This window comes from Rhizobium sp. CECT 9324, assembly GCF_918741265.1.
In the GTDB taxonomy this organism is placed as follows: domain Bacteria; phylum Pseudomonadota; class Alphaproteobacteria; order Rhizobiales; family Rhizobiaceae; genus Allorhizobium.
On the sequence record NZ_CAKKMZ010000002.1, the window covers coordinates 897208 to 921281 of the forward strand.

At 57.7% G+C, this 24074-nt stretch carries 25 protein-coding genes and 2 pseudogenes; 23 read left to right on the plus strand and 4 right to left on the minus strand.

The genetic code is table 11. The features are described from left to right. Nucleotides 1-34 precede the first annotated feature (34 nt). The 12 genes from LQ231_RS23890 to LQ231_RS23945 all read left to right on the plus strand — a co-directional run bounded on the left by LQ231_RS23890 (nucleotide 35) and on the right by LQ231_RS23945 (nucleotide 11085). A complete protein-coding gene (locus tag LQ231_RS23890; RefSeq protein ID WP_230174460.1) occupies nucleotides 35-901 on the plus strand; it encodes an amidohydrolase family protein in 867 nt (288 codons plus the stop codon). Then, on the plus strand, nucleotides 901-1827 hold the full coding sequence (locus LQ231_RS23895) for an ABC transporter substrate-binding protein (RefSeq protein WP_230174462.1): 927 nt from the start codon (nucleotides 901-903) through the stop codon (nucleotides 1825-1827). The genes LQ231_RS23890 and LQ231_RS23895 overlap by 1 nt, the downstream gene beginning before the upstream one ends. A gap of 42 nt (nucleotides 1828-1869) precedes the next feature. Beyond that, the gene (locus LQ231_RS23900) at nucleotides 1870-2718 is read left to right on the plus strand and encodes an aldolase/citrate lyase family protein (protein ID WP_230174464.1); all 849 of its coding nucleotides are present in this window, start codon (nucleotides 1870-1872) and stop codon (nucleotides 2716-2718) included. A gap of 32 nt (nucleotides 2719-2750) precedes the next feature. Next, entirely contained in the window at nucleotides 2751-3734 is a 984-nt protein-coding gene (locus tag LQ231_RS23905; protein WP_230174465.1) for an ABC transporter substrate-binding protein, read from the plus strand. A gap of 30 nt (nucleotides 3735-3764) precedes the next feature. Continuing rightward, entirely contained in the window at nucleotides 3765-4793 is a 1029-nt protein-coding gene (locus LQ231_RS23910) for an amidohydrolase family protein (RefSeq protein ID WP_230174466.1), read from the plus strand. 21 nt (nucleotides 4794-4814) lie between these two features. Further along, nucleotides 4815-6053 (plus strand): MFS transporter, encoded by a 1239-nt coding sequence (locus LQ231_RS23915; protein ID WP_230174467.1) that lies wholly within the window; start codon nucleotides 4815-4817, stop codon nucleotides 6051-6053. A gap of 67 nt (nucleotides 6054-6120) precedes the next feature. Then, nucleotides 6121-6855 (plus strand): PIG-L deacetylase family protein, encoded by a 735-nt coding sequence (locus LQ231_RS23920; protein WP_230174468.1) that lies wholly within the window; start codon nucleotides 6121-6123, stop codon nucleotides 6853-6855. Nucleotides 6856-6891: 36 nt separating this feature from the next. Further along, nucleotides 6892-7776 carry an ABC transporter substrate-binding protein gene (locus LQ231_RS23925; RefSeq protein WP_230174469.1) on the plus strand — a complete coding sequence of 295 codons (885 nt, stop codon included), beginning with the start codon at nucleotides 6892-6894 and terminating at the stop codon, nucleotides 7774-7776. Nucleotides 7777-7953: 177 nt separating this feature from the next. Then, the gene (locus tag LQ231_RS23930) at nucleotides 7954-8214 is read left to right on the plus strand and encodes a hypothetical protein (protein ID WP_230174470.1); all 261 of its coding nucleotides are present in this window, start codon (nucleotides 7954-7956) and stop codon (nucleotides 8212-8214) included. A 144-nt stretch (nucleotides 8215-8358) separates the two neighbouring features. Further along, on the plus strand, nucleotides 8359-8700 hold the full coding sequence (locus LQ231_RS23935) for a helix-turn-helix transcriptional regulator (protein WP_113144386.1): 342 nt from the start codon (nucleotides 8359-8361) through the stop codon (nucleotides 8698-8700). Continuing rightward, nucleotides 8697-9968 carry a HipA domain-containing protein gene (locus LQ231_RS23940; RefSeq protein ID WP_230174471.1) on the plus strand — a complete coding sequence of 424 codons (1272 nt, stop codon included), beginning with the start codon at nucleotides 8697-8699 and terminating at the stop codon, nucleotides 9966-9968. The genes LQ231_RS23935 and LQ231_RS23940 overlap by 4 nt, the downstream gene beginning before the upstream one ends. Before the next feature lie 367 nt (nucleotides 9969-10335). Further along, nucleotides 10336-11085 (plus strand): SDR family oxidoreductase, encoded by a 750-nt coding sequence (locus tag LQ231_RS23945; protein WP_230174473.1) that lies wholly within the window; start codon nucleotides 10336-10338, stop codon nucleotides 11083-11085. 148 nt (nucleotides 11086-11233) lie between these two features. On the opposite strand, the gene LQ231_RS23950 is transcribed toward LQ231_RS23945, so the two are convergent. Continuing rightward, the gene (locus tag LQ231_RS23950; RefSeq protein WP_230174475.1) at nucleotides 11234-11950 is read right to left on the minus strand and encodes an MgtC/SapB family protein; all 717 of its coding nucleotides are present in this window, start codon (nucleotides 11948-11950) and stop codon (nucleotides 11234-11236) included. A 71-nt stretch (nucleotides 11951-12021) separates the two neighbouring features. Next, nucleotides 12022-12291, minus strand: coding sequence for an I78 family peptidase inhibitor (locus tag LQ231_RS27240; RefSeq protein WP_356637419.1), 270 nt, complete (start codon nucleotides 12289-12291; stop codon nucleotides 12022-12024). A 618-nt stretch (nucleotides 12292-12909) separates the two neighbouring features. Here LQ231_RS27240 and LQ231_RS23960 point away from each other — a divergent pair. The 3 genes and pseudogenes from LQ231_RS23960 to LQ231_RS23970 all read left to right on the plus strand — a co-directional run. Next, nucleotides 12910-13053 (plus strand): annotated as a pseudogene (locus LQ231_RS23960) (IS3 family transposase); the annotation flags it as partial. 718 nt (nucleotides 13054-13771) lie between these two features. Then, nucleotides 13772-14113, plus strand: a complete 342-nt coding sequence (locus tag LQ231_RS23965; protein WP_230174479.1) for a hypothetical protein — start codon at nucleotides 13772-13774, stop codon at nucleotides 14111-14113. Then, nucleotides 14113-14922, plus strand: coding sequence for a nucleotidyl transferase AbiEii/AbiGii toxin family protein (locus LQ231_RS23970; protein WP_230174481.1), 810 nt, complete (start codon nucleotides 14113-14115; stop codon nucleotides 14920-14922). Before LQ231_RS23965 ends, LQ231_RS23970 begins: the two co-directional genes overlap by 1 nt. Before the next feature lie 233 nt (nucleotides 14923-15155). Here the strand turns inward: LQ231_RS23970 and LQ231_RS23975 are convergent, their stop codons facing one another. Then, the gene (locus LQ231_RS23975) at nucleotides 15156-15407 is read right to left on the minus strand and encodes a hypothetical protein (RefSeq protein WP_230174483.1); all 252 of its coding nucleotides are present in this window, start codon (nucleotides 15405-15407) and stop codon (nucleotides 15156-15158) included. Between the two features lie 475 nt (nucleotides 15408-15882). On the opposite strand from LQ231_RS23975, the gene LQ231_RS27330 reads away from it, so the two are divergent. The 8 genes and pseudogenes from LQ231_RS27330 to LQ231_RS24010 all read left to right on the plus strand — a co-directional run. Then, a complete protein-coding gene (locus LQ231_RS27330; RefSeq protein WP_356637423.1) occupies nucleotides 15883-16194 on the plus strand; it encodes an SOS response-associated peptidase family protein in 312 nt (103 codons plus the stop codon). 22 nt (nucleotides 16195-16216) lie between these two features. Continuing rightward, complete coding sequence (locus LQ231_RS27335; RefSeq protein WP_356637426.1) at nucleotides 16217-16639, plus strand: SOS response-associated peptidase family protein; 423 nt, start codon at nucleotides 16217-16219, stop codon at nucleotides 16637-16639. A gap of 91 nt (nucleotides 16640-16730) precedes the next feature. Then, nucleotides 16731-16982, plus strand: coding sequence for a hypothetical protein (locus LQ231_RS23985; protein WP_230174484.1), 252 nt, complete (start codon nucleotides 16731-16733; stop codon nucleotides 16980-16982). Between the two features lie 338 nt (nucleotides 16983-17320). Beyond that, nucleotides 17321-19555, plus strand: coding sequence for a TonB-dependent hemoglobin/transferrin/lactoferrin family receptor (locus LQ231_RS23990; protein WP_230174485.1), 2235 nt, complete (start codon nucleotides 17321-17323; stop codon nucleotides 19553-19555). Between the two features lie 47 nt (nucleotides 19556-19602). Next, on the plus strand, nucleotides 19603-21309 hold the full coding sequence (locus tag LQ231_RS23995; RefSeq protein WP_230174486.1) for an SbmA/BacA-like family transporter: 1707 nt from the start codon (nucleotides 19603-19605) through the stop codon (nucleotides 21307-21309). A 41-nt stretch (nucleotides 21310-21350) separates the two neighbouring features. Continuing rightward, entirely contained in the window at nucleotides 21351-22082 is a 732-nt protein-coding gene (locus LQ231_RS24000) for a hypothetical protein (RefSeq protein WP_230174487.1), read from the plus strand. 4 nt (nucleotides 22083-22086) lie between these two features. Beyond that, the gene (locus LQ231_RS24005; protein ID WP_230174488.1) at nucleotides 22087-22917 is read left to right on the plus strand and encodes a ChaN family lipoprotein; all 831 of its coding nucleotides are present in this window, start codon (nucleotides 22087-22089) and stop codon (nucleotides 22915-22917) included. 94 nt (nucleotides 22918-23011) lie between these two features. After that, nucleotides 23012-23179 (plus strand): annotated as a pseudogene (locus tag LQ231_RS24010) (type II toxin-antitoxin system VapC family toxin); the annotation flags it as partial. 126 nt (nucleotides 23180-23305) lie between these two features. Here LQ231_RS24010 and otnI read toward each other — a convergent pair. After that, nucleotides 23306-24073, minus strand: a complete 768-nt coding sequence (gene otnI / locus LQ231_RS24015) for a 2-oxo-tetronate isomerase (protein WP_230174489.1) — start codon at nucleotides 24071-24073, stop codon at nucleotides 23306-23308. Between the last annotated feature and the right edge of the window lies 1 nt (nucleotide 24074).

Genomic DNA, 24074 nt, shown 5'->3' on the forward strand with positions numbered 1-24074 from the left:
TCCGTGAAGAGTGAAGGGAGAAGGTTGAAAGCCCATGGAGCAGCGAATTCACGATATCCACCCACATGTGATCTCGGACGACGAAGTAGGCTATCCGCGTGCGCCGCTGGGTGGCAAGCAGTCGGACTGGTCCAAGGAGCATCACGTTACCATTGAGACCATGGTCGCGGCGATGGACGAGGCAGGCGTCGTCAGCTCCGCATTGGTCCAGGCAGCCTCTTGCTACGGCTATGACAACAGCTATGTGGCCGAGGCTGTGGCTCGCTATCCCGACCGGTTCACCGCGGTCGGCACGATCGACGTGCTTTCGCCGAATGCGGTCAACGTCATGCAAGGATGGATCGCCAAAGGCATTACGGGCCTGCGCCTCTATACCGGCGGCAGCAAGCTGACATTCGATTTTTCCTGGTTGAACGACCCGCGGTCGTTTCCCGTCTGGCAGAAAGCTGGCGAACTGGGTCTTCCCATTTGTGTCCAGTGCCGGATGCCGGCTTTTCCGACTGTTGTCGAAATGGCCAAGCGATTTCCTCAGACACGGATCGTCATCGATCATCTGGCGCGCGCTGACATTACCGACGGGCCGCCATACGCAAACGCCCGCCCGCTATTTGACTTGGCGGATCATGCCAACATCTACCTGAAAGTAACGCCGCGCACCTTCGATCTTGCAGCGTCAGGTGCCGCCTCGCCTGAGACGTTTTTCCCAATGCTAGTCGGTGCCTTCGGCGCAAACCGTTGCGCCTTCGGGTCGAACTATCCCGCATCGGAAGGAACGCTTACGCAGATCCTTGCCCGCGCGAAGCAAAATCTTGCCTCGCTCAGCGAAGCAGACCGGGACATGATCCTTGGTGGGACTGCAGAAGTTTTGTACCCGCGCCTTGCATCAGCCGAGGCGCACTGATGGACAAGCGTTATCCGGCCGCCGGACCTGTGACATTGACGACGCTTTTGGCCGACAATGCCAGCACGAAATCGCTGAAGGCCGGGCGGATCGGAAGCGATCTTGTCAGCTTCGACTATGTCGATTTCCCGCTGGTTTTCGACGGCTTCAAGCCGATGGTGCGAGAGGGCCGGTTCGATTTCGGTGAGCTTGCCATAGTGACCTATCTGCAGGCGCGCGCCCTCGGTAAGCCTCTGGTGTTGCTGCCGGCCGTCATCGGCGCACGGTTTCAGCACCATTGCATCTGCTACGACGCACATCGCGGCGTGATCGCGCCCTTAGACCTTCAGGGGCGCCGGGTCGCGGTTCGTTCCTACACGCAGACCACGGGGGTCTGGGTCCGCGGTGTCCTGCAGGAGGAACATGGCGTCGATCCGGCCCGTGTGACCTGGGTGTGCTTCGAAGATTCCCATCTGCAGGAGTTTCGTGATCCGGCCAATGTGGTTCGTGTGGACGAGGGCAAGACCCCGCTCGGCATGCTACTTGCGGGTGAAGTCGATGCCGCCCTTCTGGGCAGCGACATGCCCGACGATCCGCGTCTCCAGCCGGTCATCCCTGACCCCAAAACGGCCGGACTGTACTGGCACCGGCGCACCGGCGTCATACCAATGAACCACATGGCGGTGGTTCATGCCGATCTTGCCACGCAACGCCCCGATGTCGTGCGCGACATCTACCGGTTGCTCTTGGAAAGTCGCGACCGCGATACGCCGGAGGCAGGGGGAATGCAGATGCGCCAGTTCGGCTTGGAGGCCTTGCGGCCCTCGCTTGAGGCCGCGATCCGCTTTGCCTTTGCCCAAGGCGTGATTTCGCATCCGATCGATGTGGATGACTTGTTCGACGATACGACACGCCTGCTGGGAACGCAGGCACACCTGCCCGCATGAGTGGTCGGGGCAGCTTGCACAAGCAAAGGGAGGAGACAAAAAATGGCACGACTTAACTCGGTGATCGGCGCTTTCGAGCAGGGACGCAAGGCGTTCGGCACATTCGCACCGGCGGATATGGAATCGGCGCTCTGGGTGACCGAGGCGCCCTATGACGGCGTCATCTATGAAATGGAGCACCGCCCCTGGGATCCCGCCCAGTTGCGCGACACCCTCCAGTGGATGATCAGCCGCAAGTCGATCGCCAAAACCGGCGCGCCGGCCGTCACGCCCATTGTGCGTATTCCTGCCAACGGTGGCGAGATGAACCAGTTTCTCGCCAAGCAGGCGTTGGATATGGGCGCATTCGGTGTGGTCTGGCCGCATGTAAGTACTGCCGAGCAAGCCTATAACGCCGTAGCATCGTGCCGTTATCCCCGCCGCGAAACGGCACCACTGTTCGAACCGCAGGGCATCCGTGGCGACAGTCCCAAGACGGCATCCCGTTTCTGGGGCATCGGTGCCGGCGAATATTACAGCAAGGCCGATGTCTGGCCGCTGGCGCCGGATGGCGAAATCCTGGTGATCCTGATGATCGAGGACCTCGCTGGCATCGCCAATCTTGATGAGATGTTGACGAAGGTTGCGGGTATCGGCGCAGTGATGATCGGTGAAGGCGACCTCAGCCAGGAACTGGGCTATCCGCGCGAGTATGACCATCCGGAGGTGGTGGCGGCCATGGCCGAGATCGTTGGTATCTGCAAGGCCCGCGGCATGCGGGTCGGCCATCCGCATGTGGGCTCAAAGAATGTCGAGAAGGTGCTCGCCGACGGTTTCGACCTGCTGCTGGCGGCGCCGGCGAGGTCTTTTTCGGCGCTCGAAACGGGACGCCGGCTTTCCGGTCGCGCCTGAGATCCCGAACAAGATAGAAAAGGAACGTTCCCGTGGCCGACACACTTCGCCTGACCATATCCGTCCGCAGTCAGGGTCATACCATGCCGTTGAAGGATGGTACCGTCACCCTCGATGGGATCGAATTCGAGTTCATCGAGGTGGAACCCCAGATTGCCGCCTATCGCCGGATGGTGCGAGATCTGGAGTTCGACGTCTGCGAACTGGCGTCGACGACCTACTACATCGCCCGCTCTCATGGTGCCCCGTATACGGCGCTGCCGATCTTCTTCGAGCGCAAGTTTCACCATACCGGGCTCGTCATCCGCCCGGATGCCGGCATCGCCCATCCGAAGGATCTAGAAGGCAAGAAAGTCGGCGTTCGCGCCTATTCGGTGACAACCGGTGTCTGGACCAGAGGCGTGCTGCAGAACGAATACGGGCTCGATTGCTCGAAGGTTACCTGGGTCGTCGACGATGAGGAGCATGTCGCCCAGATGAGCCTGCCGAGCAATGTCGTTCACGCGCATGATGGCCATTCTCTGGCGGATCTGATGGCGGCGGGCGAGGTGCAGGCAGGTTTCACCGCCAATGCCGGGATCGGGCGTGCCGGACCGCCAACCGAGGGTTGGGCGGCCTCGGCCAAGCCGGTAGACAGCTATCCCGAACTGATACCCGACGGCAAGGTCGCGGAAGCGCAGTGGTATGCGCGAACCGGCATCCTGCCGATGCACTCGACGCTCGTGATCCGTGACGAAATCCTTGCAGCTCACCCCGATGTCGCGCCGAAGATCTACAATGCCTTCCTGCAGGCCAAGGAGATCTACCTGGCACGTCTGCGCTCGGGTGAGGCCTCTAGCAAACAGGACGAGGATCGCCGCAAGCTGATGAAGATCGTTGGTCCGGATCCGCTGCCCTACGGTCTTGCTTCCAATCGCCCCTCGATCGAGGCGCTGAAACTCTACGCTGAACAACAGCAATTGATGGCCCGCGACGTGCCTGTCGCCGAGCTGTTTATCGACGAAGCAGGCTTTTGAGCCCATTTGCCGATCCAAGAGGATAAAGACATGATCATCGATTGCCACGGACATTACACGACCGCGCCTCAGGCACTGCAAGGCTTCCGCGCCCGCCAGCTCGAGGCGTTCAAGGCCAAGGTCGCCGCTCCTCACAACGGCGAACTGGTGATTTCCGACGACGAGATCCGCATGACACTGGAAGACAATCAGGTGCGCCTCCAGCGCGAGCGCGGAACGGATGTCACGCTCCTTTCCCCGGGGGCCGGCAAGATGGCTCATCACGAGGGTGACGCGAAAGTGTCCCAGCAATGGGCGGAGGTCTCCAATGATCTTATTTACCGCGCGACGCAGATCTTCCCGAAAAGCTTTGTTGGCGTGTGCCAGCTGCCGCAGTCGCCGGGTGTATCGCCGGCAAACTGCATTGCCGAGCTGGAGCGCTGCGTGACGGAGCTGGGTTTCGTTGGCTGCAACGTCAATCCCGACCCTTCGGGCGGCTACTGGACCGATCCGCCGCTGACGGATCGCTACTGGTATCCGCTCTACGAGAAACTCGTGGAACTAGAGGTGCCAGCGATGGTACATGTCGCCTCCTCCTGCAATCCGTGTTTCCACGGTACGGGTGCGCACTATCTTGCGGCCGACACGACGGCTTTCATGCAGCTTCTACTGTCGGATCTTTTTAAGGACTTCCCCACCTTAAAGTTCATCATACCCCATGGCGGCGGCGCCGTTCCCTATCATTGGGGCCGCTACCGCGGACTGGCTCAGGATCTGAAGCGACCGCCTTTGCCGGAACTGCTGCTGGATAATGTGTTCTTTGATACCTGCGTCTATCATGATCCGGGCGTACAGCTTCTGACCAAGGTGATCCCGGTCAAGAATGTGCTGTTTGCCTCGGAAATGATCGGGGCGGTCAAGAGTATCGATCCCGAGACAGGCCATCGCTTCGACGACACCAAGCGCTATATCGACAACGTGCCCTGGCTGACTGATGAGGACCGCCGCAAGATCTTTTACGAGAATGTGCTGCATGTCTATCCAAGGCTCGGCGCTGCGCTGGCGCGGATGAACGGCTGATCGCAAGGTTTGGGGAACACCATGGTCCGCAGGTCAGCAAGCAGGATAAGGACGGCATTTTCGGCGCTGAGCCACCGAAACTATCGCCTGATGTGGACGGGAACGCTTGTTTCCAACACGGGTGACTGGATGGATCAGGTGGCGCTGAACTGGCTCGTCGTGGCGACAACCGGTTCGCCGTTCCAGCTTGCCCTGGTCAATCTTTGCCGAGGCCTGCCAATCCTACTCTTGGTGCTGGTCGGCGGCGCCATGGCTGATCGCCTGCCGCGCCGTCGGCTGATGATGCTGACACAGGCGGTCGCCATGGTACTGGCCATATTTCTGGCCGCGATGGTCATTTGGGGCGGTGCGCCACTCTGGGCGATCCTGACTGTGGCGACAGGGCGAGGCATCTTCACGGCTTTCAACATGCCGGTTCGCCATTCGCTGATTTCCGAACTGGTGCCGAGGCGCGATCTGCCGAATGCGATAGCGCTTCATTCCATGACCGTGAACCTGACCAAGATCATCGGCCCGGCGCTCGCCGGCCTGATCATTGCAACGCTGGGTACGGGTGTTTGTTTTGCCCTGAACGCAGCAAGCTTCGTCGTCGTGATCGGATCACTTCAAGCGATGCGCTTTCCGCCCGAGCCGATCCGCGCGCCATCACTGCCGCTCGGCCGCAGTATCGCCGAGGGCCTGTCCTTTGTGCGTGGCGATCGAACAGTTCTGATGCTTGTACTGATCGCGCTGGTGCCGACATTCTTCGGTCAGCCCTATCTGAGCATCCTGACCTTGTTTGCCCATGATGTCTTCCAGATCGGACCGGAAGGGCTTGGCCTGTTGATGGCCTTTGCCGCAGGCGGCTCCGTCATTGGGGCCTTAATGCTTGCAAGTCTGCCAGGGATCGCTGCGTCCGGTTGGTGGATGATGGCTTTCCTGATCGGCTTCGGTGCCATTCTCGTTGTGTTCGCAGCCAGTCCTTACCTCGCCGTGGCGCCCGTCCTGCTGCTGGCTGCGGGAGCGTTCCACATTGCCTACAACGCGGCAAATAATACGATCCTGCAGATGCGGGTGCCGAACGAGGTGAGGGGGCGGGTTATCTCGATCCTCATGCTTAACCGTGGCTTGGTGCAGTTGGGTACCGCAGCAAGCGCCGGTCTTGCTGGTCTCATCGGCGCCCGTTGGGCCCTGGGGATCAACGGACTGTTCATCCTGGTCTTTGGAGCATTGGTGCTTCTTCGCGAGCGACGGATTACCCGACTGAATGGCGGCGACTAGGAGCCGCGCAAGGAAGACTGTGCCGCCGAACGACGGGGGCCGATGAAATCTTACGGGAGGAAAGTTTATGTCACAGAAACAAACAGCTCTGGTTATCAGTGCGCATGCAGCCGACTTCGTCTGGCGCTGCGGGGGCGCGATCGCCCTGCATGCGGACAAAGGATATGAGGTGACCGTTGTGTGCCTCTCGTTCGGCGAGCGCGGCGAATCCGCCAAGCTCTGGAAGGAGCCGGGCATGACGCTCGACAAGGTGAAATCAGCTCGCCGCTCGGAGGCTGAGAGGGCGGCCAAGGCGCTGGGCGTGCACAATCTCGTCAGCCTCGACCTGGGTGATTATCCGCTGCGGCTGACCGATGAGGACAAGTATCGCTTGGTGGATGTGATCCGCGACGTGCAGCCGAGTTTCATGCTCAGCCATTCGCAATACGATCCCTACAACACCGACCATATGTACGCGACGCAGATCGCGCTCGAGACCCGCATGATCGCGCAGGCCTGGGGCCACAAACCGGGCCAGGAGGTTCTGGGTGCGCCGCAGCTTTACCTGTTTGAGCCGCACCAGACCGAGCAGATGGCATGGAAGCCCGACGTCTTTCTCGACATAACACCTGTCTGGGACAAGAAGCGCGCAGCGATCGAATGCATGGAGGGCCAGGAACACCTCTGGGAATACTACACGCGCGTCGCGGAAAACCGGGCCAATCATTTCATGCGTAATTCTGGCGGCCAGTCAGGCGGCCGGGCGGCGAAATACGCGGAAGGTTTCCAGTCTGTCTTCCCGCGCACCGTCGACGAACTCTGAGCCCGCAAGCTTCCATTTGGACCCGAGGAAACCGCCATGACCGAGACACAGACCCCGATCTATACGCTTCTTGCCGAATACGGCGTCACCCGCGCGCTGCGCAGCGGAGAGGTGAATTCTGCGCTATTGCGGCTGGACTATGCCGACTACGACCCTTCAAACCTGGGTTTCAAGGCATTTGTCCGGGATGCAGCCTTCGAGGCCGGAGAACTGGCGATCGTCACCTTTTTGATGGCCAAGGCGCGCGGTGCGCCGCTGGTTTTGATGCCGGCTCCTATCTCCGGCCGCTTCCAGCACCATTGCATTGCCTACAATGCTGAAAACCAGGTGCTCTCGCCAAAGGATCTGGAGGGCAAGAAGGTCGGCGTGCGTGCCTATACGCAGACCACCGGCGCCTGGGTCCGCGGGATACTGCAGAATGAGTATGGTGTGGACTTGAGCAAAATCACCTGGGTTTGTTTCGAAGATGCCCATGTTGAGAACTATAGCGAACCTTCGAACGTCACGCGTGGTGAGGAGGGGCAAAAACTGACCAACATGCTGCTCGACGGTTCGCTGGATGCGGCCATGCTGGGTAGTAATATGCCGGATGATCCCCGTCTGAAAACAGTCATCGCCGATCCGCAGGAAGCGGCAAAGACCTGGTTCGAGCGCACCGGGGTCATTCCGCTCAACCACGTTTTTGTGGTGCGCGAGGATCTTTCGAAACAACGGCCAGATCTGGTGCGTGAACTTTATCGGATGCTGAAAGAAAGTAAGGCAAAGGCAGGATTAAAGGGCCTGGATACGCGGCCCTACGGTGTCGATGCGAATCGCAAGACGCTGGAAACGATAATTCTCTATTGCCGGCAGCAGGGTTTGATCGACCGCGATCTTACGGTTGATGAACTGTTTGACGACGTGACGCGCGCTCTGGAATAGCGTTTTTGCACACAGTTGTGGTCCATATGACAGGACGATGGCCGGAGGTAAGTCAGGGTGAAAAAGGGGCGGTCGCTCGCCAACAACACTCAGGAAATTGCAAAATTATGTAGCAAATTCCACAAGATTCCGGGTGCCATGAGAACTACCTTCTGGTTGTGAAACCGGAGGGTGGGAATGGCAGGCATGGTGGACGAGTTGAAGGGTAAGGTGGCGGAACTAGCGCAGCGTTTCGTGGCCCAGGAGAAGCTAGGCGATATGGTCGAAGACCTCACCAGCCGTTTCGCCGCCATCCTCGACGGTCTCTACAAGCAGGACCTGATTCAAGCACTCTGGCGAGGTCGGCAGCCGCAGGCTTTGGGAGATCAATCGATAGATACTCAGGGAGGTGTTCAATCCGCTCCTGTCTCGCTTGATTTCCAAGCATACAGAGCATAGTGCAATATGATATCAGATACATTTTTTAAATCAGTTTATGATTTTCAATTCATACTATGCGTTTGTGCCCTATTGATTTAATATGAATTACAACCCATATTTTTCTCTGAAAATGAATCAAATATCATATTATTTGGAGTGCACATGTTCTTTCAGTTTATGGTAGGCGTGAAGAAGCTGAGGAAAAGCCTTCGAATGACCCAGAGTGAGTTGGGTATGCTGATCGGGATCGATCAGGGTTATGTTTCCAGGCTCGAAACGGGAAGACAAAACCCTCAGGCGGAAACACTTCAGGCGATCGCGGAAGCTCTGGAGGCTGAGATTATCTTCGTTCCCAAGAAATTGGCGAGACGGGTGCATTCAATCATCGATGAACACCTGTCCCCTCCCACACAAACGAAGCGGCCGTTCGCGGGTAACGTCATGGATGACATTTTTATTCCGGATGGCGATGATGAAGAAAGCCAAAGGGGATCGAATATATGACCGATACGCTTGGTGTAAGCATCGTATCCAATGAAAAGGAAGTTCGTGTCGGTACACTTGTACGCGATGAAGCGGATATGATGAGTTTCGAAGTTGAACGCTCATACATCGAGCTTGGGGAAAGCCGACCAATACTAAGTTCGTCCGTGCGATTTCTAGGAGACGAAGAACGCACCGTCAAAATTTTGCAATCCGGCCCCATAACCCAGCCTGGCCGCGATTTACATCCATGGTTCAGTAATCTGCTTCCCGAAGGTGCCCTGCGCGATCTGGTGAACAAGGGGCTTCCCAGCGGGCGAACGTCAGACTTCGACGTACTTGCGTACCTTGGCCACGATCTACCGGGCGCTGTTGTCGTTCGCGCTGAGGGGGGTTATCCGACGCCGCTGCATCAGGAGATCGAAGAAGCAGGTCAACCCAAGGCCATCCGCTTCTCTCTAGCAGGTGTGCAGCTCAAGATGAGTATGATGAAACGGGACGAGCGCCTCACATTTCCTGCTACGGGAATCAACGGCGACATTATAGCCAAATTACCCAGTCCGAAGTTCGAGTTTCTGCCCGAAGTCGAATTCAGTTCGATGAAGCTCGCCGAGTCTGCCGGCGTTTCGATTCCGAACTGCGAATTGGTGGCCTCGGATTCGGTGTCTGATATCAGCGAAGACATTCTTGAACACGGTGCGTATGTTCTGGCCGTCTCTAGATTTGACCGCGCGGGCGGTAGGCGAATCCATATGGAGGATTTCTGCCAGGTTCTCGGCGCTCACAAAGACCGTAAGTATGCGGCTGCGAACGAGGAGACCGTCGTCAACATGTCCCGTCGTTTCGGGGGTGGATCACGAGCGTTTGTCGAGATGGTGCGGAGATTGACTGTCAATATAATGATAGGAAATGGCGACGCGCACCTGAAGAACAATTCGTTACTATATGTCGATGGCGCAACTGGTAGTCTTACACCAGCCTACGACATCGTTCCCACTTTTCTATACGATGGCAAGGACGATCTGGCGCTGAAATTCAGGGAAACACTGAATCCCTTCATCGTCAAACTGCAACGGTTCGAACGAGTAGCCGAACTTTGCGATATTCCAGCCAAGGTTGCCCGTAAGGTAGTGACCGACACGGTTCAAAAAGCCGCTGATACTTGGTCGAAGGAACTACAGGACCTCCCAATGCCTGAACGCCTCGCAAAAAAAGTCATTGAGCGAACGCACGAACTAGCCCTCGTGAAGGAGTTGCAAGTATCGTTTTGTCCGAAGCCTCCGGGCTAGAGACAAAAGGCGGATAGGTGCCTAGATTTGCACTTGAAATGACTGGATGCTGGCCGCTCTGTGGCATTTGCTACATAATTTTCCATTCTCGATAATTCGGTCAGGCACCGAAAAGATGTTTGCAGACAATTGGTTACAACGGATTTGCTGGTTGAGTGCAAAACGAAAAATGAGCCAAATCCTGCTGAAAAATCAACACCCTTCGGCCGTGCGCCATTTTCGGTCATTCTCGCCAACGGTAGCTGTTGTTGGCAATCAACATAGCTTTGTATCGGGATGAAGGGGCAATTGGATCTTGCGGCAAGAAACGGGTGGTCGCTTACTTCCCCTATCACCTATGCCAAGGCTCCCACACAAGTAGCCAATCATGGGAATGTTGCAAGAGAAAGTCGCTATCATCACCGGCGCATCATCAGGGATAGGCCGCGCTGCAGCATTGCTGTTTGCTGCCGAGGGTGCTGCCGTAATTCTGAATGCCAGAAGCACTCCGGGTTTGGAAAAAGTCGCCGACACGATCCGGGGCAAAGGCGGCAGAGCCCATATCGTGGTGGGTGATATAAGTCAGCCGGAAACGCACGACGAACTTACTGCTGAAGCGGTGCGATTATTCGGCGGCCTGGATATTGCTTTCAACAATGCAGCAATGGTCGGACCATTAAAGCCTCTCGCGGAAGTGACTCTGTCAGAATGGCACGAAACGCTCGCGACCAATTTGACTTCAGCCTTCATGGCAAGCCTCAGCCAAATCCCCGCGATGCTCGAGAGAGGCGGCGGCTCTATCATATTCACATCCAGTTTTGTCGGGACCAGCGTCGGTCTTCCGGGCATGGGGGTTTACGCAGCGTCCAAGGCCGGATTGATGGGGCTCGTAAAGGGGATCACTGCCGACTATGCCAGCAGGGGCATCAGGGCAAATGCGCTCATGCCCGGCGGTTCTGATACTGCGATGGCTGGCGACCAAGCGCAGAAAGAATGGGCCGCAGGCTTGCACGCCATGAAACGAATTGCGCAACCGGAAGAAATAGCGAGCGCCGCGTTGTTCCTTGCGAGCTCCATGTCAAGTTTCGTTGCCGGATCTGCGTTGTTCGCAGACGGCGGGAATTCAGCCGTCAAATAGCGATACGATGTCCGGACGCCGTGTTCCTCACTGCTATTGCCAAGCGTTCGCGCGGTTGTTTGGCAATATCGGTCGGACTGGCGCCAAAACCTACCGACGTGCTCGCCAGTAGACGAGCCGACATTCGTTGTCGCTACGCCCGCAGTATCTATTCGGGTGCGGCCGTCGATGTCCACTTGCCGGACTGGACGAGCGGCGACAGGCTGAGATCGCCGACGACCTGTTCGACCAGCTGATTCTGCTCGCTCGCGGTGTAGACGACGGCTTCGACCGCGACGATGCCGGTCTCGCTCGCAGAGTGACTTTCAAGCCCCCGGAGCCGCAGCTTTCGCGTCTCCATCGCCTGCAGCAAGGCTGAGCGGACGACGGCCTCTTCCTCGGCAAGGCATTTCAGCTCGATCATGTAGTAACGCTCAACGCTCTCCTTCTCCGGCGCATGTCGCTCTATCAGCGCGCCGATGCGAGGCATGGTGAGGTTGATCAGAAGAACGAAGGCGCAGGCCTCAGCTGCTGAAATCAAATAGCCATAGCCGGCAAGCACACCGACCGCACCGGTAGACCAAACTGTCGCCGCTCCGCTCAAACCCCGAACGCTCAGCCCATCCCGCATGATCAGGCCGGCCCCGAGAAAGCCGATCCCGGTCACCACCTGCCCGCCCATGCGCACATCCGTGCCGCCGTCGATCAGCATGCCAAGCGAGGTGAAGGCCGCTGCACCCAGCGAAACCAGCGCGTGAGTGGTGAGACCCGTGTATCGCTGTCGCCACTGGCGCTCCAGTCCGATCAGCATACCAAGGAAGGCAGCGATGGCGAGATTGGGCGCAATCGAAAGCTCATTCAGGAGGGTCGATGCAAAAGACGACATTCGCATTTCCTGTTCAGCATGCGCGACAAGGAGAGCCACGATTGAGCTTAAACTTTAACGCTTCATCACGCTCAGCCGCACCTGGCCGCAATGACCAGGCCGGACACAGTACCGGTCTCGATGGTCACGCGATCTTCTTGGAAGTCCTGTGTCACCATCTGGCCCGGCTCGATCTGGCGAACGGTCTTTGCGTTGGTCAGTTGCATTGCCTGCGCGTCTGTGGGCTTCGGCTTGTCGACGAGGCTTTGAGCGGCTTCAGCATTGCATAGCCCTGTGGCCGGCGCTATCGAAGATAGTGTCGGCGCGGCTTGAGGCAAGAGCTGATGCCAGTCCTGCAACAAGGACTAGGCTGAACATGGACGGCTTGAACATGTAGATCCCTACAGAGATTTACGGATTTATGTAGCAAATGCCTCGAGACCTTGTCGCCGCAGCAAAGACTTCCCTTGCTGCGTCGACGGCTGGCATTCTAAGGGACAAGTTGTATCGTTTCAGGAATAGGTGGCAATCTTCTGCAGGCGCCTTTGCCGCACCGAAGCAAACGACTATCTAAATTGTCCGACGGTGCGGGCGGGGTCACGAGAGATGTGCCACTGTCAGTGAGGGGGAAGTCGCTTGATCTCGATAGCGGTTAAGCTGCAAATACTGCGAGCCACGCGTTAACTCTCGATTTGCATTTGTTGAATATTCTTGTCACCAGCGCGAAAGGTTTGGTGTACGCGCGGTTTACTACCCTCTGACCTAGGCGCCCCACCGACTGAGCGCGCAGCCATTGCATTCGCTGAGAGCCGCGGAAAAGCGGAAAGCTCTTTGAGAAGAGTGGCAATGATAATCGGCATCGCATCGGGTTCCAAGGATTGTCCCGTCGATCAGCTTTCCGACTTTGGTGACACGTTTGGCACTTGCGACGAGTTCTGCCTCCACACGACTGGTCCGCCGAGGCAACGGCTCCGACAAAGCACGCCTACAAAACGGTGTCCGGCTCGCGCTGGCATCGGCCGTTATCTGACATTTTACAATACCGACGCTCGCATTCATCACTTGACCGGCCGACGCCGGATCAGGCCTTCTTTAACGTGCTGACACCAATTGTGGTCGCGGCTCTGGTGGACTGCCCACATGATCTAGGCTCTATGGGAGACACAGATCGCGGCCAGGTGCTCGCTGGCGGCCTTGCATCTTATGACCGTGGCGTTCGCGTCTGGGTGAGCATCGATAGAGGCTCAGCCCAAACAGCTTCGAAAGGCTTTCCTGGCCCATCTTGAAGCCGCGCCAAGCGATGTAGGGGGGCGCCACGCTCTGCCACGCGGAAAACGTCGCGACGATGATCCACAGTATGATCAGCACATCTGAAAAGACCTCTGCCCCACGTCATCACAATTTCCCCACCCATACGTCGCCGGTATCATGCGCAAAACGCCCTTGGTCGGCGATAGGCAAGGTGCTTGATGCGGCTCTGGATTCGCGACGGACAAGCTCCCATCTCTTTTGTTATCAACTCGATCAAGGAGGTCGCGATGCGGACCCACGCACACGATGTCGAATATCTTCTCACGGAAATTCTTGTGTCGGTTCGGCGACCAACCGGAACAGCAGTCGGCTGCGATTGTTGTCGGCTCTGTCGAGAGGCGACCGATTTCGATGAGGACGGGTGCGGCATCTGCCTCACTTGGTTGGAGTGCGACGACATCCTTTGGGAATGGAGGCGGATCGGATGCGCGGTGCAACCTAGCATGACAGGGTAGTTTTTCACGCGCTATTTCCGCTGCTTGATATGTGTCCCGGATACGCCTATATTTGCCTTCAACAAGGAGCGATGTGATGGCAGTCAATGAACGTGTCAAAAAGTACCGCGAGATTGGGGGAGCAGCCGATCTTGTGAGGGTGGAAGTTCTTGTCCCAAAGGCACGCAGAGACGAGATCGTTAAAGCTGCGGCAGAACTTCGTTCTGCGCACAGGGCTGAGAAGAGACGCCTTGTCGATTTTATCCAGAAAGCGTCCGAGCTTTACGGACTGAGGGTATTCGACAACATCGACATTGAAAAGTTGAGCGAACTTCCACCAAAGGCCCGCATCGTTGCCAATGCCCTAATGGAGCGTGGCGATGCGCGAGCTTATTCCATGGGGCGAAAAATGATCTCTTATCTTGAGGCAGTTCGCTGATGGCCCTGACGCAAATTCAGAAGGAGATCATGGCGTCCATCGCGGGCAATCGATCCGACAGCAGTTATGTCGCTGGTGGACTGGTTCTGAATATGGACTGGGCACGCCTCTCCGACGACATCGACATCTTCCACGATACGGACGAAGAGATCGGGACTTCCGCCGAGACCGACATTGCAAAATTGAAAGCTGAAGGTTTCAAAGTTTCCATTGAGGTCAACGCATACGGCTGCATTGAGGCCAGTGTCATCCGCGGCGGGGAGCGTACTCTGGTGCAATGGATGAGTGAGACTAGGACGCGGTTCTTCCCTCTTATACGGGATGAAGAATGGGGAGCACGTTTGCACCCCGCCGATCTCGCTGTGAACAAGGTGCTGGCGGCTGCGTTGCGGAGAAAGGCACGCGACTACGTCGATCTCGTAATGATCGAAAACCAGATGTGCCCGTTGGGGCCAGTGATCCTGGCAGCGGCCGGAAAACCCCCGCATTTCTCACCCTTGCGCATCGTCGACGAAATTCGACGCAAAGGGTTGTCTATTGCGAGCGACGACTACGCCACAGTGCGCGGTTTGCCGTCCGACTGGAGCGCTACCATGATCCGGGAAGAACTGATCACCGCACTGGATCGGGCGGAGAACTACCTTCGGAGGGCGCCAGGCGACCTTTCTGGGATATTGGCAACAGACTCCGCTGACATTCCACTAGAGGTGGAGGCTCTAGACGCCGATGGCGTAAGATACCGGAAAGCGACCTCAGAACCTGAGACCACGCCGGAGCTACCTGAAGTAGCCCCTGGATGGGGAAAATGATTCTGTCCAAGCACGATAGTTCGCCACTTTCTTTCGTCCCGGACGGTCGTCTTAGGCCTTGCTGCCCGATCTGAGGAAAAGTTGACTGACGATGGAGGCTGCTTAACCAAATCGCTCAGCTCGAAAGATCAATGGCACGTAGCTCATTGAGCCGTTGATCGTATACGGCGCTCGAGCACCTCGCGTCGCCTACTCGCTCTGCGTGAAACCCGGCTGTAAAACTCTGTGGCTCTTCAATGTTGAGCTATATGATCATCATCGATGAAGCGTCCGATCTGCCTTAGATACGCGACGATGTCGTGCCTCAGATGATCACGCTCACCGTACCGTTCGCAAATCTCGTGCACCTCATTGACGACCCGGTCGAAGTCCTCAATTGGCACATCCGCCTCTGCGAACACGTAGACATCATGACCAACAGCCATCAACGGCGTGCCGGTCGCAAGGATTGCATCGATGAATTCTGGGACCTCTGTCTTATGCATGGAAGTCTCGCCGCTTATGCCCGAAGGGTACCAACCGCCAAGAACAGCACAAGTTCCGAAAAATAAGGTAGTGACGACGGCAGGGTGCTGCCCACTAGCGGTAGCGAGATGATCGGCTCTTGAAGTTCAAATCTCCGGCGCAATATCAGTGTCATGAGAATTGAGCCGCCACCGCAGGAAGATCGTGCCGATCGCCAACTGACATGCAAGGACGCAATCCAGCGCGCATTTCAGGATCTCATTGAAGAGGCCGTGACCGCAGGATGGAGTGAGGCTGAATCTGTCGCTGCGATAATTGAGCTTTCCAAAAACCATATGCTTGCCAAGTCCGAGAACGACCGATTGAATGAAGCTCTCGCAGAGCTGACAGGCAGGCGCCCATGCGGGCCTTTGAAACCATTTTGATAATCGGCGCGCTGGCTTTCGCAGTTTTCTGGTGAGGTGCCATGGTTTTGGAGTTGGTCACCTACATCTCTTGACCTTGCAGTTCGACGACGGCGGAGAACACATGTGCAACCTCTATAATGTGACGACGAACCAGGAGGCGATCCGTGCCAACGCCCGCACCATGTCCGATCTGATGGGAAACATGGAACCATCGCTTAACGTCCATCCTGACTACCCTGCGCCGATCGTCAGGAATAATGACGACGTTCGTGAGCTTGCAGCCGTGCGTTGGGGTCTGCCTTGCTCGCAATTCGCATTGATGCAGGCCGCAAAGAAGCGCGCCGCCAAGCGCGAGGAAAAGGGGAAAGCCGGTCGAGTTTGCCGAGCTGCTGAAGATTGAGCCCGATCGCGGCACCACCAATGTGCGCAAGACCGACAGTAAGCACTGGACGCGGTGGCTCGGCGTTGAAAATCGTTGCGTCGTTCCCGTCACCAGGTTCGCCGAGCCAAACCCGGGCAACAAGACCGCCGACGGACGAACGCCGAATGCCTGGTTCGCGCGTGATGCGCAGCAGAGCCTCATGTTCTTTGCCGGCATCTGGGTGCCGCAATGGACTAGCGTGAGAAAGATCAAGGATGGCCTGACAACGATCGACCTCTTCGCCTTCCTGACGACAGAGCCAAACGGCGTCGTCGGCCCGATCCACGAAAAGGCGATGCCGGTCCTGCTGACGGAACCCGACGAAGTCGAAATGTGGATGACGGCGTCCTGGTCAGAGGCACGGGCTCTGCAGCGGCCGCTTTCCGATGACAAACTTGTCCTGCTGCCAGACGGCACGACGTGAGCGGGTCAACGCTCAGATGGGCTAGGTCAAATTTCAGACTCCAACCCGCCCGAAATCTGTTGTATGACTCACGGCGAAGATGGAGGTCGCCATGTCAACAGAACAACTTCCTTTATCCCCTGCCAATCTCGCCGTTCGTGCCCTTTCCCACATTGAGCGCGAGAGTCCGCTCGCCCCAGATCAGTTGGAAAATGCTCGCGAACTCATAATCGAGTTCGTCAGTTCAGGTGTCACCGACATAGAGGAGCTTGTCGAACTCACACGCATGGCGGAAGGCAAGCAGTATCTTCCTGGTGGAAAGTTCTCTTATGGAAGACAAGCGCCGGGCTGCGGGTCTGAGTAGGTTGAGATTCTTGACGTCACCATGGAACCAACCTTGGGGAATGCGCGTTCGAAGCGCGTTATGTTTCCCCGACATAACTCCCATCACGAACTGACCCCCGCCTTTGGGGGTCTTTTTTTTGCTCATGGCAGCACGAGTCATGACCAACACGCGATCTCAAAATGCCACGGCAGCAACGGAATTCCGTTAAATCATAAACATGATGAAAAGAATCATGTTTAAACTTGACTCCAACGTTCATGTTAAATACGACCGCCTTGCTACTAATTTTGAGGGGTCAAATCATGAAATTCCGGGGTCGAGCGACGCCTTGCGCGTCATTGCAGCACCGTGTCCAAATGCTGGCCGCAAGCGCTGCCTTTGTTGCCGTTTGCTTACCAACACCGGTTCTGGCCGAGGACACCGTCCTTGACCAGATCGTCGTCTCGACGCGCTCGGACAAGAAGCTTCTGGACGTGCCGCAGAACATCACCGTCGTAACCCGCGAGGAACTGCAGGACTATAACGTCCGTGACATCCAGGATCTCGTGCGCCGCGAACCCGGCGTTTCCGTCGCCCGTCCAACCTCCATCACCAATCCCTGGGGACAGCTCAGCAGCTTTACCATCCGTGGCATGGGCGGCAATCGTGTGCTGACGATGGTCGATGGCTCCCGTGTCCAGGAACTGATCACCGATGGTAGCCGCGACTTCTTCGACATGGGCAATTTCAAGTCGGTCGAGATCGTGCGCGGGCCGAACTCGGTGCTCTGGGGTGCGGATGCACTTGGCGGCTCGGTGATGTTCCGAACCCTTGATCCATCCGACCTGCTTGCAGACACGGACAAACCCTGGGCGCTTGAGCTGAAGAGCAGCTATGACAGCTTCGACAACAGTTGGAAGAAGCAGATCACCGGCGCCTATGATTTCGGTGATATCCAGGTTCTGGGCAGCTATGGCCATACATCTGCAAGCGAGGCAGAACTGAGCAACGCTAGAGCCGACGGCGGCATCTGGGGATGCACGCGACTGAACTTCGGCTGCGATCAGCTCTTTCCCGCCGACACCGATGTCGACAATGCCCTACTGAAGATGGTCTGGACACCGGACGCGCAGAATACGGTCAAGCTGACCGGAGAACTGTTCGGCCGCGCGACCGAGGTTCTGCAGCTCTACGACATGAGCGCCTCGACCACCGGCATTCCCACAACGACGTCCTATGTCAACGACCCCTATGTCCGCGACCTCGACATGAGCCGCAAGCGCATCGCTCTCGAGCATGAGTGGTTGGCCGATCTGCCGTGGCTCGACAGCCTGAACTGGCGCCTGTCGTACTCGCCTCAGGAACGCACCACCGACAGCAATCAGCGGCGCGTCTATTCGAACCGGATCCAGCTGCACAATCAATACCGCGACTACAGCGAAACCTTCTTCGAAGGCGACATCCAGATGACGTCGAGCTTTGACCTCGGCCCAACCCATCATACGTTAACCTATGGCTTCGACGGCGACCGGACCCAGGGTGACTACGAGGGAACCAACACCACCTACAATGCCCTGACCGGGGTAACCACGATCGCCACAAACCAGGGGTTCAGCTTTCCCAGGGTGGAGACCCAGCGCGCGGATATCTACCTGCAGGATGAGATTGCGCTGCTCGATGATCGCCTGACGCTGACGCCCGGCGTGCGCCTCGCAACCTACTCCATCGATCCGACAGGCGACGCCAGCTATCCTGGCCTGCCAGGCTATGCTCCGGCGAAGCAGGAAAGCACCGAACTGCTCAAGGCGTTCAGCGCAGTCTACAAGCTCGACGAGGTTTATTCGGTCTATGCCTCCTACGGCGAAGGCTTCAAGATGCCGACCTCGGCACAGCTCTTCCAGTCGAGCACAGATCCGTTCAGTGGCAGCTCGATCATCCCGAACCCGGAGCTTCGGCCGGAATCCGTTCAGAGCTATGAAATCGGCCTGCGCGGCGAATACGAGCAAGGCTTCTTCAGCGTCAACACCTTCTATGCCGACTACCACGATTTCATCCGCAGCCTGCAGGAAACCACCGTCCTTAATGGATCCGGGACGCCAGTCACGGCCTATACGTCCAACAATGTCGAGGATGTGCAACTCTGGGGCGTCGAATTCAGTGGGGAATATGAAGTCCTCGACTTCACCACGCTCTCAGCCAACCTGAGCTGGAGCAAGGGACGCCAGAAAGTAAATGCCGCGTCTGCGACAACCGCGTTCGATGGGGCAGCACCGTTTACGGCGGTGCTGGGCGTCAAGCACGAGCTGCCGGACTACAATCTGCAGTTTGAACTCTTCGGCACCTTTGCTGCCGGTCGCACGGAGGCCAGCAGTGCGGCCTACTACCTGCCTTCCGGCTATGCCGTCTTCGACGCATACGCCAAGTGGGAACCGAAGAAAAATGTCGAGGTGACGTTCGGCATCGAGAACATCTTCGATCGTCGATATTTCCCCAACACCCTCACGGGCTTCAACACTGTTGCGAGCTCTACCGCCGTCGCCAACGTCAATCCGCTGGAATTGCAAACCGGTGCGGGACGGACCTTCAAGATTGGTGCCACGGTAAAATTCTGAGCCAACGAGGTGCCGGCTCAGCCGGCACCTTTCTCAGCGGGAACATCATGTTGACCCTTATTCGACAATTCAAGCGGCTTATCGCCATCTGCGTTTCGGCACCCGGAGGACGGTTCAATCTGCTCCTCTATGGGCTCGCAGTCGCGCTCAATCTCGGCAGCGTTTATGCCGCTGTTCGTCTGGTACAATGGACCGGCGAATTCTATTCCGCGATCGAAAAGGTCAACGGTCCGGAAGTCCTGCGGCAGATCGGCATCTTCGCAGTAATTATAGCCGCCAATTCGGCTCGCGGCCTCTCCTATGAATATCTGCGCAAGGTGCTGGAAATCCGTTTGCGCCGGGCGCTGACCGACCATGCACTGCTGCTCTGGACCCGCAACAAGGCCTTCTGGCACATGGCAGCCGATCCAGTCGACCGGATCGACAATCCTGATCAGCGCATCGCCGAGGATTGTCGCCTGTTCGCGCGCGGCCTGCTTGGAGAGACGCTCGACCTGATTGGCGAGATCGTTGGGCTGTTTTCCTATCTCGCCGTTCTCTGGGGTCTGTCGAACTTCGCCCTGTCGCTGGCACCGATCGGCATCGATCTCGAACTGCCGCGCTACATGGTCTGGGCCGCTTTCCTCTATGTCGCAATCAGCAGTCTCGTCACCCATCTGCTTGGCAAGCCCCTGAAGGGCGTTCTGGCCGAGCAGCAGCATCGGGAGGCCAGCTTCCGCTTCAGCATGGCTCGGTGGCGCACCGCGTTTGACGAGGTCGCCCTGTCCAACGGCGAAGAGGCGGAAAAGCGGCAGTTCCGCCAACGCTTCGATGATCTCGCAGAAAACTGGAAGAGGCTGATCCGTGCTGAACTCGTGCTCGGAAGCTTCACGTTCCCGTTCCGGCATTCCGTGCTGCGCATACCGCTGTTCGTCGCGCTGCCGGGCTATCTGGCAGGCCATGTCGCCTTCGGTGGCCTGATGCAGTTGAGCATGGCATTTTCGCAGGTCGTGACGACGCTGTCGTGGTTCATCTTTTCCTATCGAGATCTTGCGGAACTGGTTGCCACGGCATCGCGACTGGATGGGTTCCTGCAGGCGGCAGAGCGACATGGTAGCCACAGACCCGTCGTTGCGCGATCACTACAGGAGACCGGTGCGTGCCTTCGCCACGTCGAGGTCATGGCGTCGGACGGCCGGACGCTACTCCGTTTGCCGGACATCACGCTGACGCCAGGCGACACCCTGTTGCTTAGAGGACGTTCAGGGGTCGGCAAGACGACGCTGGTCAAGGCACTGGCTGGTTTCTGGCCACACGGTGCCGGTAATCTGGCTATTCCAGACAGCGAGCCGTTCTTCCTGCCACAGAAAGCCTACTTCCCACTGGGATCGCTTGCTGCGGCTGCGGCTTATCCTGCACGGGTCGAAGATTTCGACACGCATGCCGTCGAGGTCGCTTTGACAGATGTCGGGCTCGCCCACCTGATGCACAAGCACCAAGCTGCATCAGATCGAGACCTGGCAAGGCTTTCCGGTGGTGAACTGCAAAGACTGGCCCTTGCAAGGCTTCTGCTGCACCGTCCCCGGTTTGCGGTTCTCGATGAAGCAACGAGTTCGCTCGACCAGGTGGCAGAGACATCGCTGCTGCAGACGATCCGCAGCCGGCTGCCCGACACCATCCTCATTCTGATCGCGCACAGACTGCCGCAGTCGCTGCAAAACTTCAAGATCCACGATCTCGACCTGCAGCCAGCACTTCTTTCCGCCTCCCGCTGAGAGAGGCCAATTTCAATCCTGTTTCGACAAATGGAAAACCAATGACTGACATCGAACCACAATCCCGTCACCGCCTCGAAGCACGAGCCTCCGATATCATCCAGCGACTGCCAGCCATGGGCAAGCTGATGATCATCGGCAAAGGCAAAGGTGCGACCCATGAACGGATCGGCACGGTCGAAACTGTGACGGAGGTCAGCGGCAAGCTCGTCTGTGGTGGAATACATCACAAGTCCCGCATGGATCCGAACCTCATCGCCGACGTCATTTTCGACATTTCCAGCATCATGCAAAATCAAGTTTATCCGCGGCTCGATTTCCGCAAGGCCGATGACACGACCCTGTTTGCAGTGGTCGGCTTCGAGGGGCTGGAAAAGTTTGAGACGGCCTTGGCGGATATCGGCCGCAGCACAGACCCTTCGACCCGCGATATGAGCAGGCCGCAACGCCCGGAACTCGACCCCGCCGATCCAGGAATCGCTCCCCTCAGCCAAGCACTGGAAGCGGCCGCTCCGGTCACGTTGCGCTATGACGAGCCGGGCTTCAGCCAGAGCTGGACCGGGATCATCTCGAAAGTGAGCCCGGGCATGGGCTTCATCAATGTGATGACCGAAGACTTCCACCTGCATCTTCTCGGCGGCACGGTGGTGCATTGGACAAAGGAGGAGACAGCGGATTCAGGGCAACGTCTCTCAGCCGTCAATTCAGAAGGTGAGCCGATCGGGTTGACCCTCATCCTGTCCGATGCACAGTCAAACGCCGCGGGAAACTGAAAGCATGCAGATTGAGCACCGACCCGGCACGTGGCTCGACGGCGTCACCGGATCAACCGTCAGCCATCAGGCTCTGATGGCGCAGATGGCTCGCAAGCGGGTCGTGTTGCTCGGCGAGACACATGACAGGTATGACATTCACCGCTGGCAACTGCATGTGATTGCGGCTCTGCATGCGCTGCGTAAAAAGGTCGTTGTGGGCTTTGAAATGTTCCCGCAACGTGTCCAGCCTGCCCTGGACCGATGGACAGAGGGGAGTTTGGACACAGAGGACTTTCTCTCTCAGTCAGAGTGGAAAACAGTTTGGGGCTTTCCAGCCGAACTTTACCTGCCCATCTTCCACTATTGCAGGCAATTCAGAGTGCCGATGAAGGCGCTCAATTGCCGCCGAGCCCTGGTAACAGAGGTTGGAAAACTGGGATGGGACGCCATTCCGGTCAGCGATCGGGACGGATTGACCCCAGCCCTGACGGCATCCGCGGCCTACCGGCAGTATCTGTTCGACATCACCGGCGGCGCCAGGTCTGATCGAACTGCAAAGGAAGCGCAGGACCCGGAATTCGATCGTTTCGTGCGTGGCCAGCAAACCTGGGACAGAGCGTTTGCCTGCAACATCGCGCATGCCCTTGAAGAGACGCCCGACGCCCTTGTCGTCGGCGTGATCGGCAGGGGGCATCTCGAATACGGTCACGGCACGCCATGGCAGCTTGGCGATCTCGGCGTCGATGATGTCGCCGTTCTATTGCCGGAAGATGAGCCTTCATTCGACCTCGGCCATCGCCGTGGTGTCGCCAACGCCGTGTTTCGCCTGGATACGAAGATCGATTCCACCTGAGACTTCGGACAATTGAAGGTGAGTACTGAGCCATCAGTCGCTCAGGCCGTGCGCTTCCAAGTTCCGTCGAAGTATTGCATCCGTCTGGGTCTTATTCGGCAAGGGCAGGCAAAAAACTGGACTGAATTTCGGTGACTGTTTTGCCTACGCTCTCGCCACAGGTTTCGACGAGCTGTTGCTATTCGAGGGCAACCACTTCACAGAGGCGGACATTCTTTCGGAAAGCAATGACGCCGGAATTGGTACGATGGGTGGGGGCTGACGCGTTGACTGGTGCGTTGGCGGCCTGGAAGCGGCTCCGTTTTCGGTTCGATCGAGTCATCGACAACAAGAATCGTCTTGTAGGAGCGGGTCCCAGCCGTATGCCGCCCGAGTCCCCGCGCCAAGATTAGAGTTTTTTCATCCAGCTGAGCCCATCGTGCGTACCACCGGCCGGACGATATTCGCAGCCGATGTAGCCTCGGTAGCCGATCGCGTCGATCTCCGCGAAGATCCTGCGGTCGTCGAGTTCGCCAGTCAGCGGCTCGTGGCGCTCGGGCACCGAGGCGATCTGGATATGGCCGATGATCGGTATCATCTGCCGGAGTGCCATGATCACGTCGCCATGCAGGATCTGCCGATGATAGATGTCGAATTGCAATTTTACATGGGCCGCATTGGTCTCATTGAGGACGTCGACCGCACGGTTGAAGTCATTGAGGAAGTAGCCCGGCATGTCGCGACCATTGATCGGCTCGATGACGAGACCAATGCCGGCTTCGCCGGTCCGCTCAGTGGCGCGCTTGAGGTTTCCGCGATAGGCTTTGATCGCTTCAGGATCGGTCGCCGGCGCCAGTCCCGCCATCATGTGTAAGAGCGGCGTCCCGATCACCTTGGCATAGGCGATGGCCGTGTCCAGGGCTTCGGCAAAATCGGCCTCACGACCGGGCAGTGCGGCCATACCGCGCTCGCCTGCATCCCAGTCGCCGGCAGGCATGTTGAAGAGCGCCTGGGCGAGGCCCGCCGCCCGCAGACGCTCGGCGACAACCTCGGCCGGATGGTCATAGGGAAAGAGATACTCGACCGCAGTGAAGCCGCAGTCCGCCGCCGCCGCGAAGCGGTCGAGGAAGGGCACTTCGTTGAACATCATAGAAAGATTGGCGGCAAATTTCGGCATG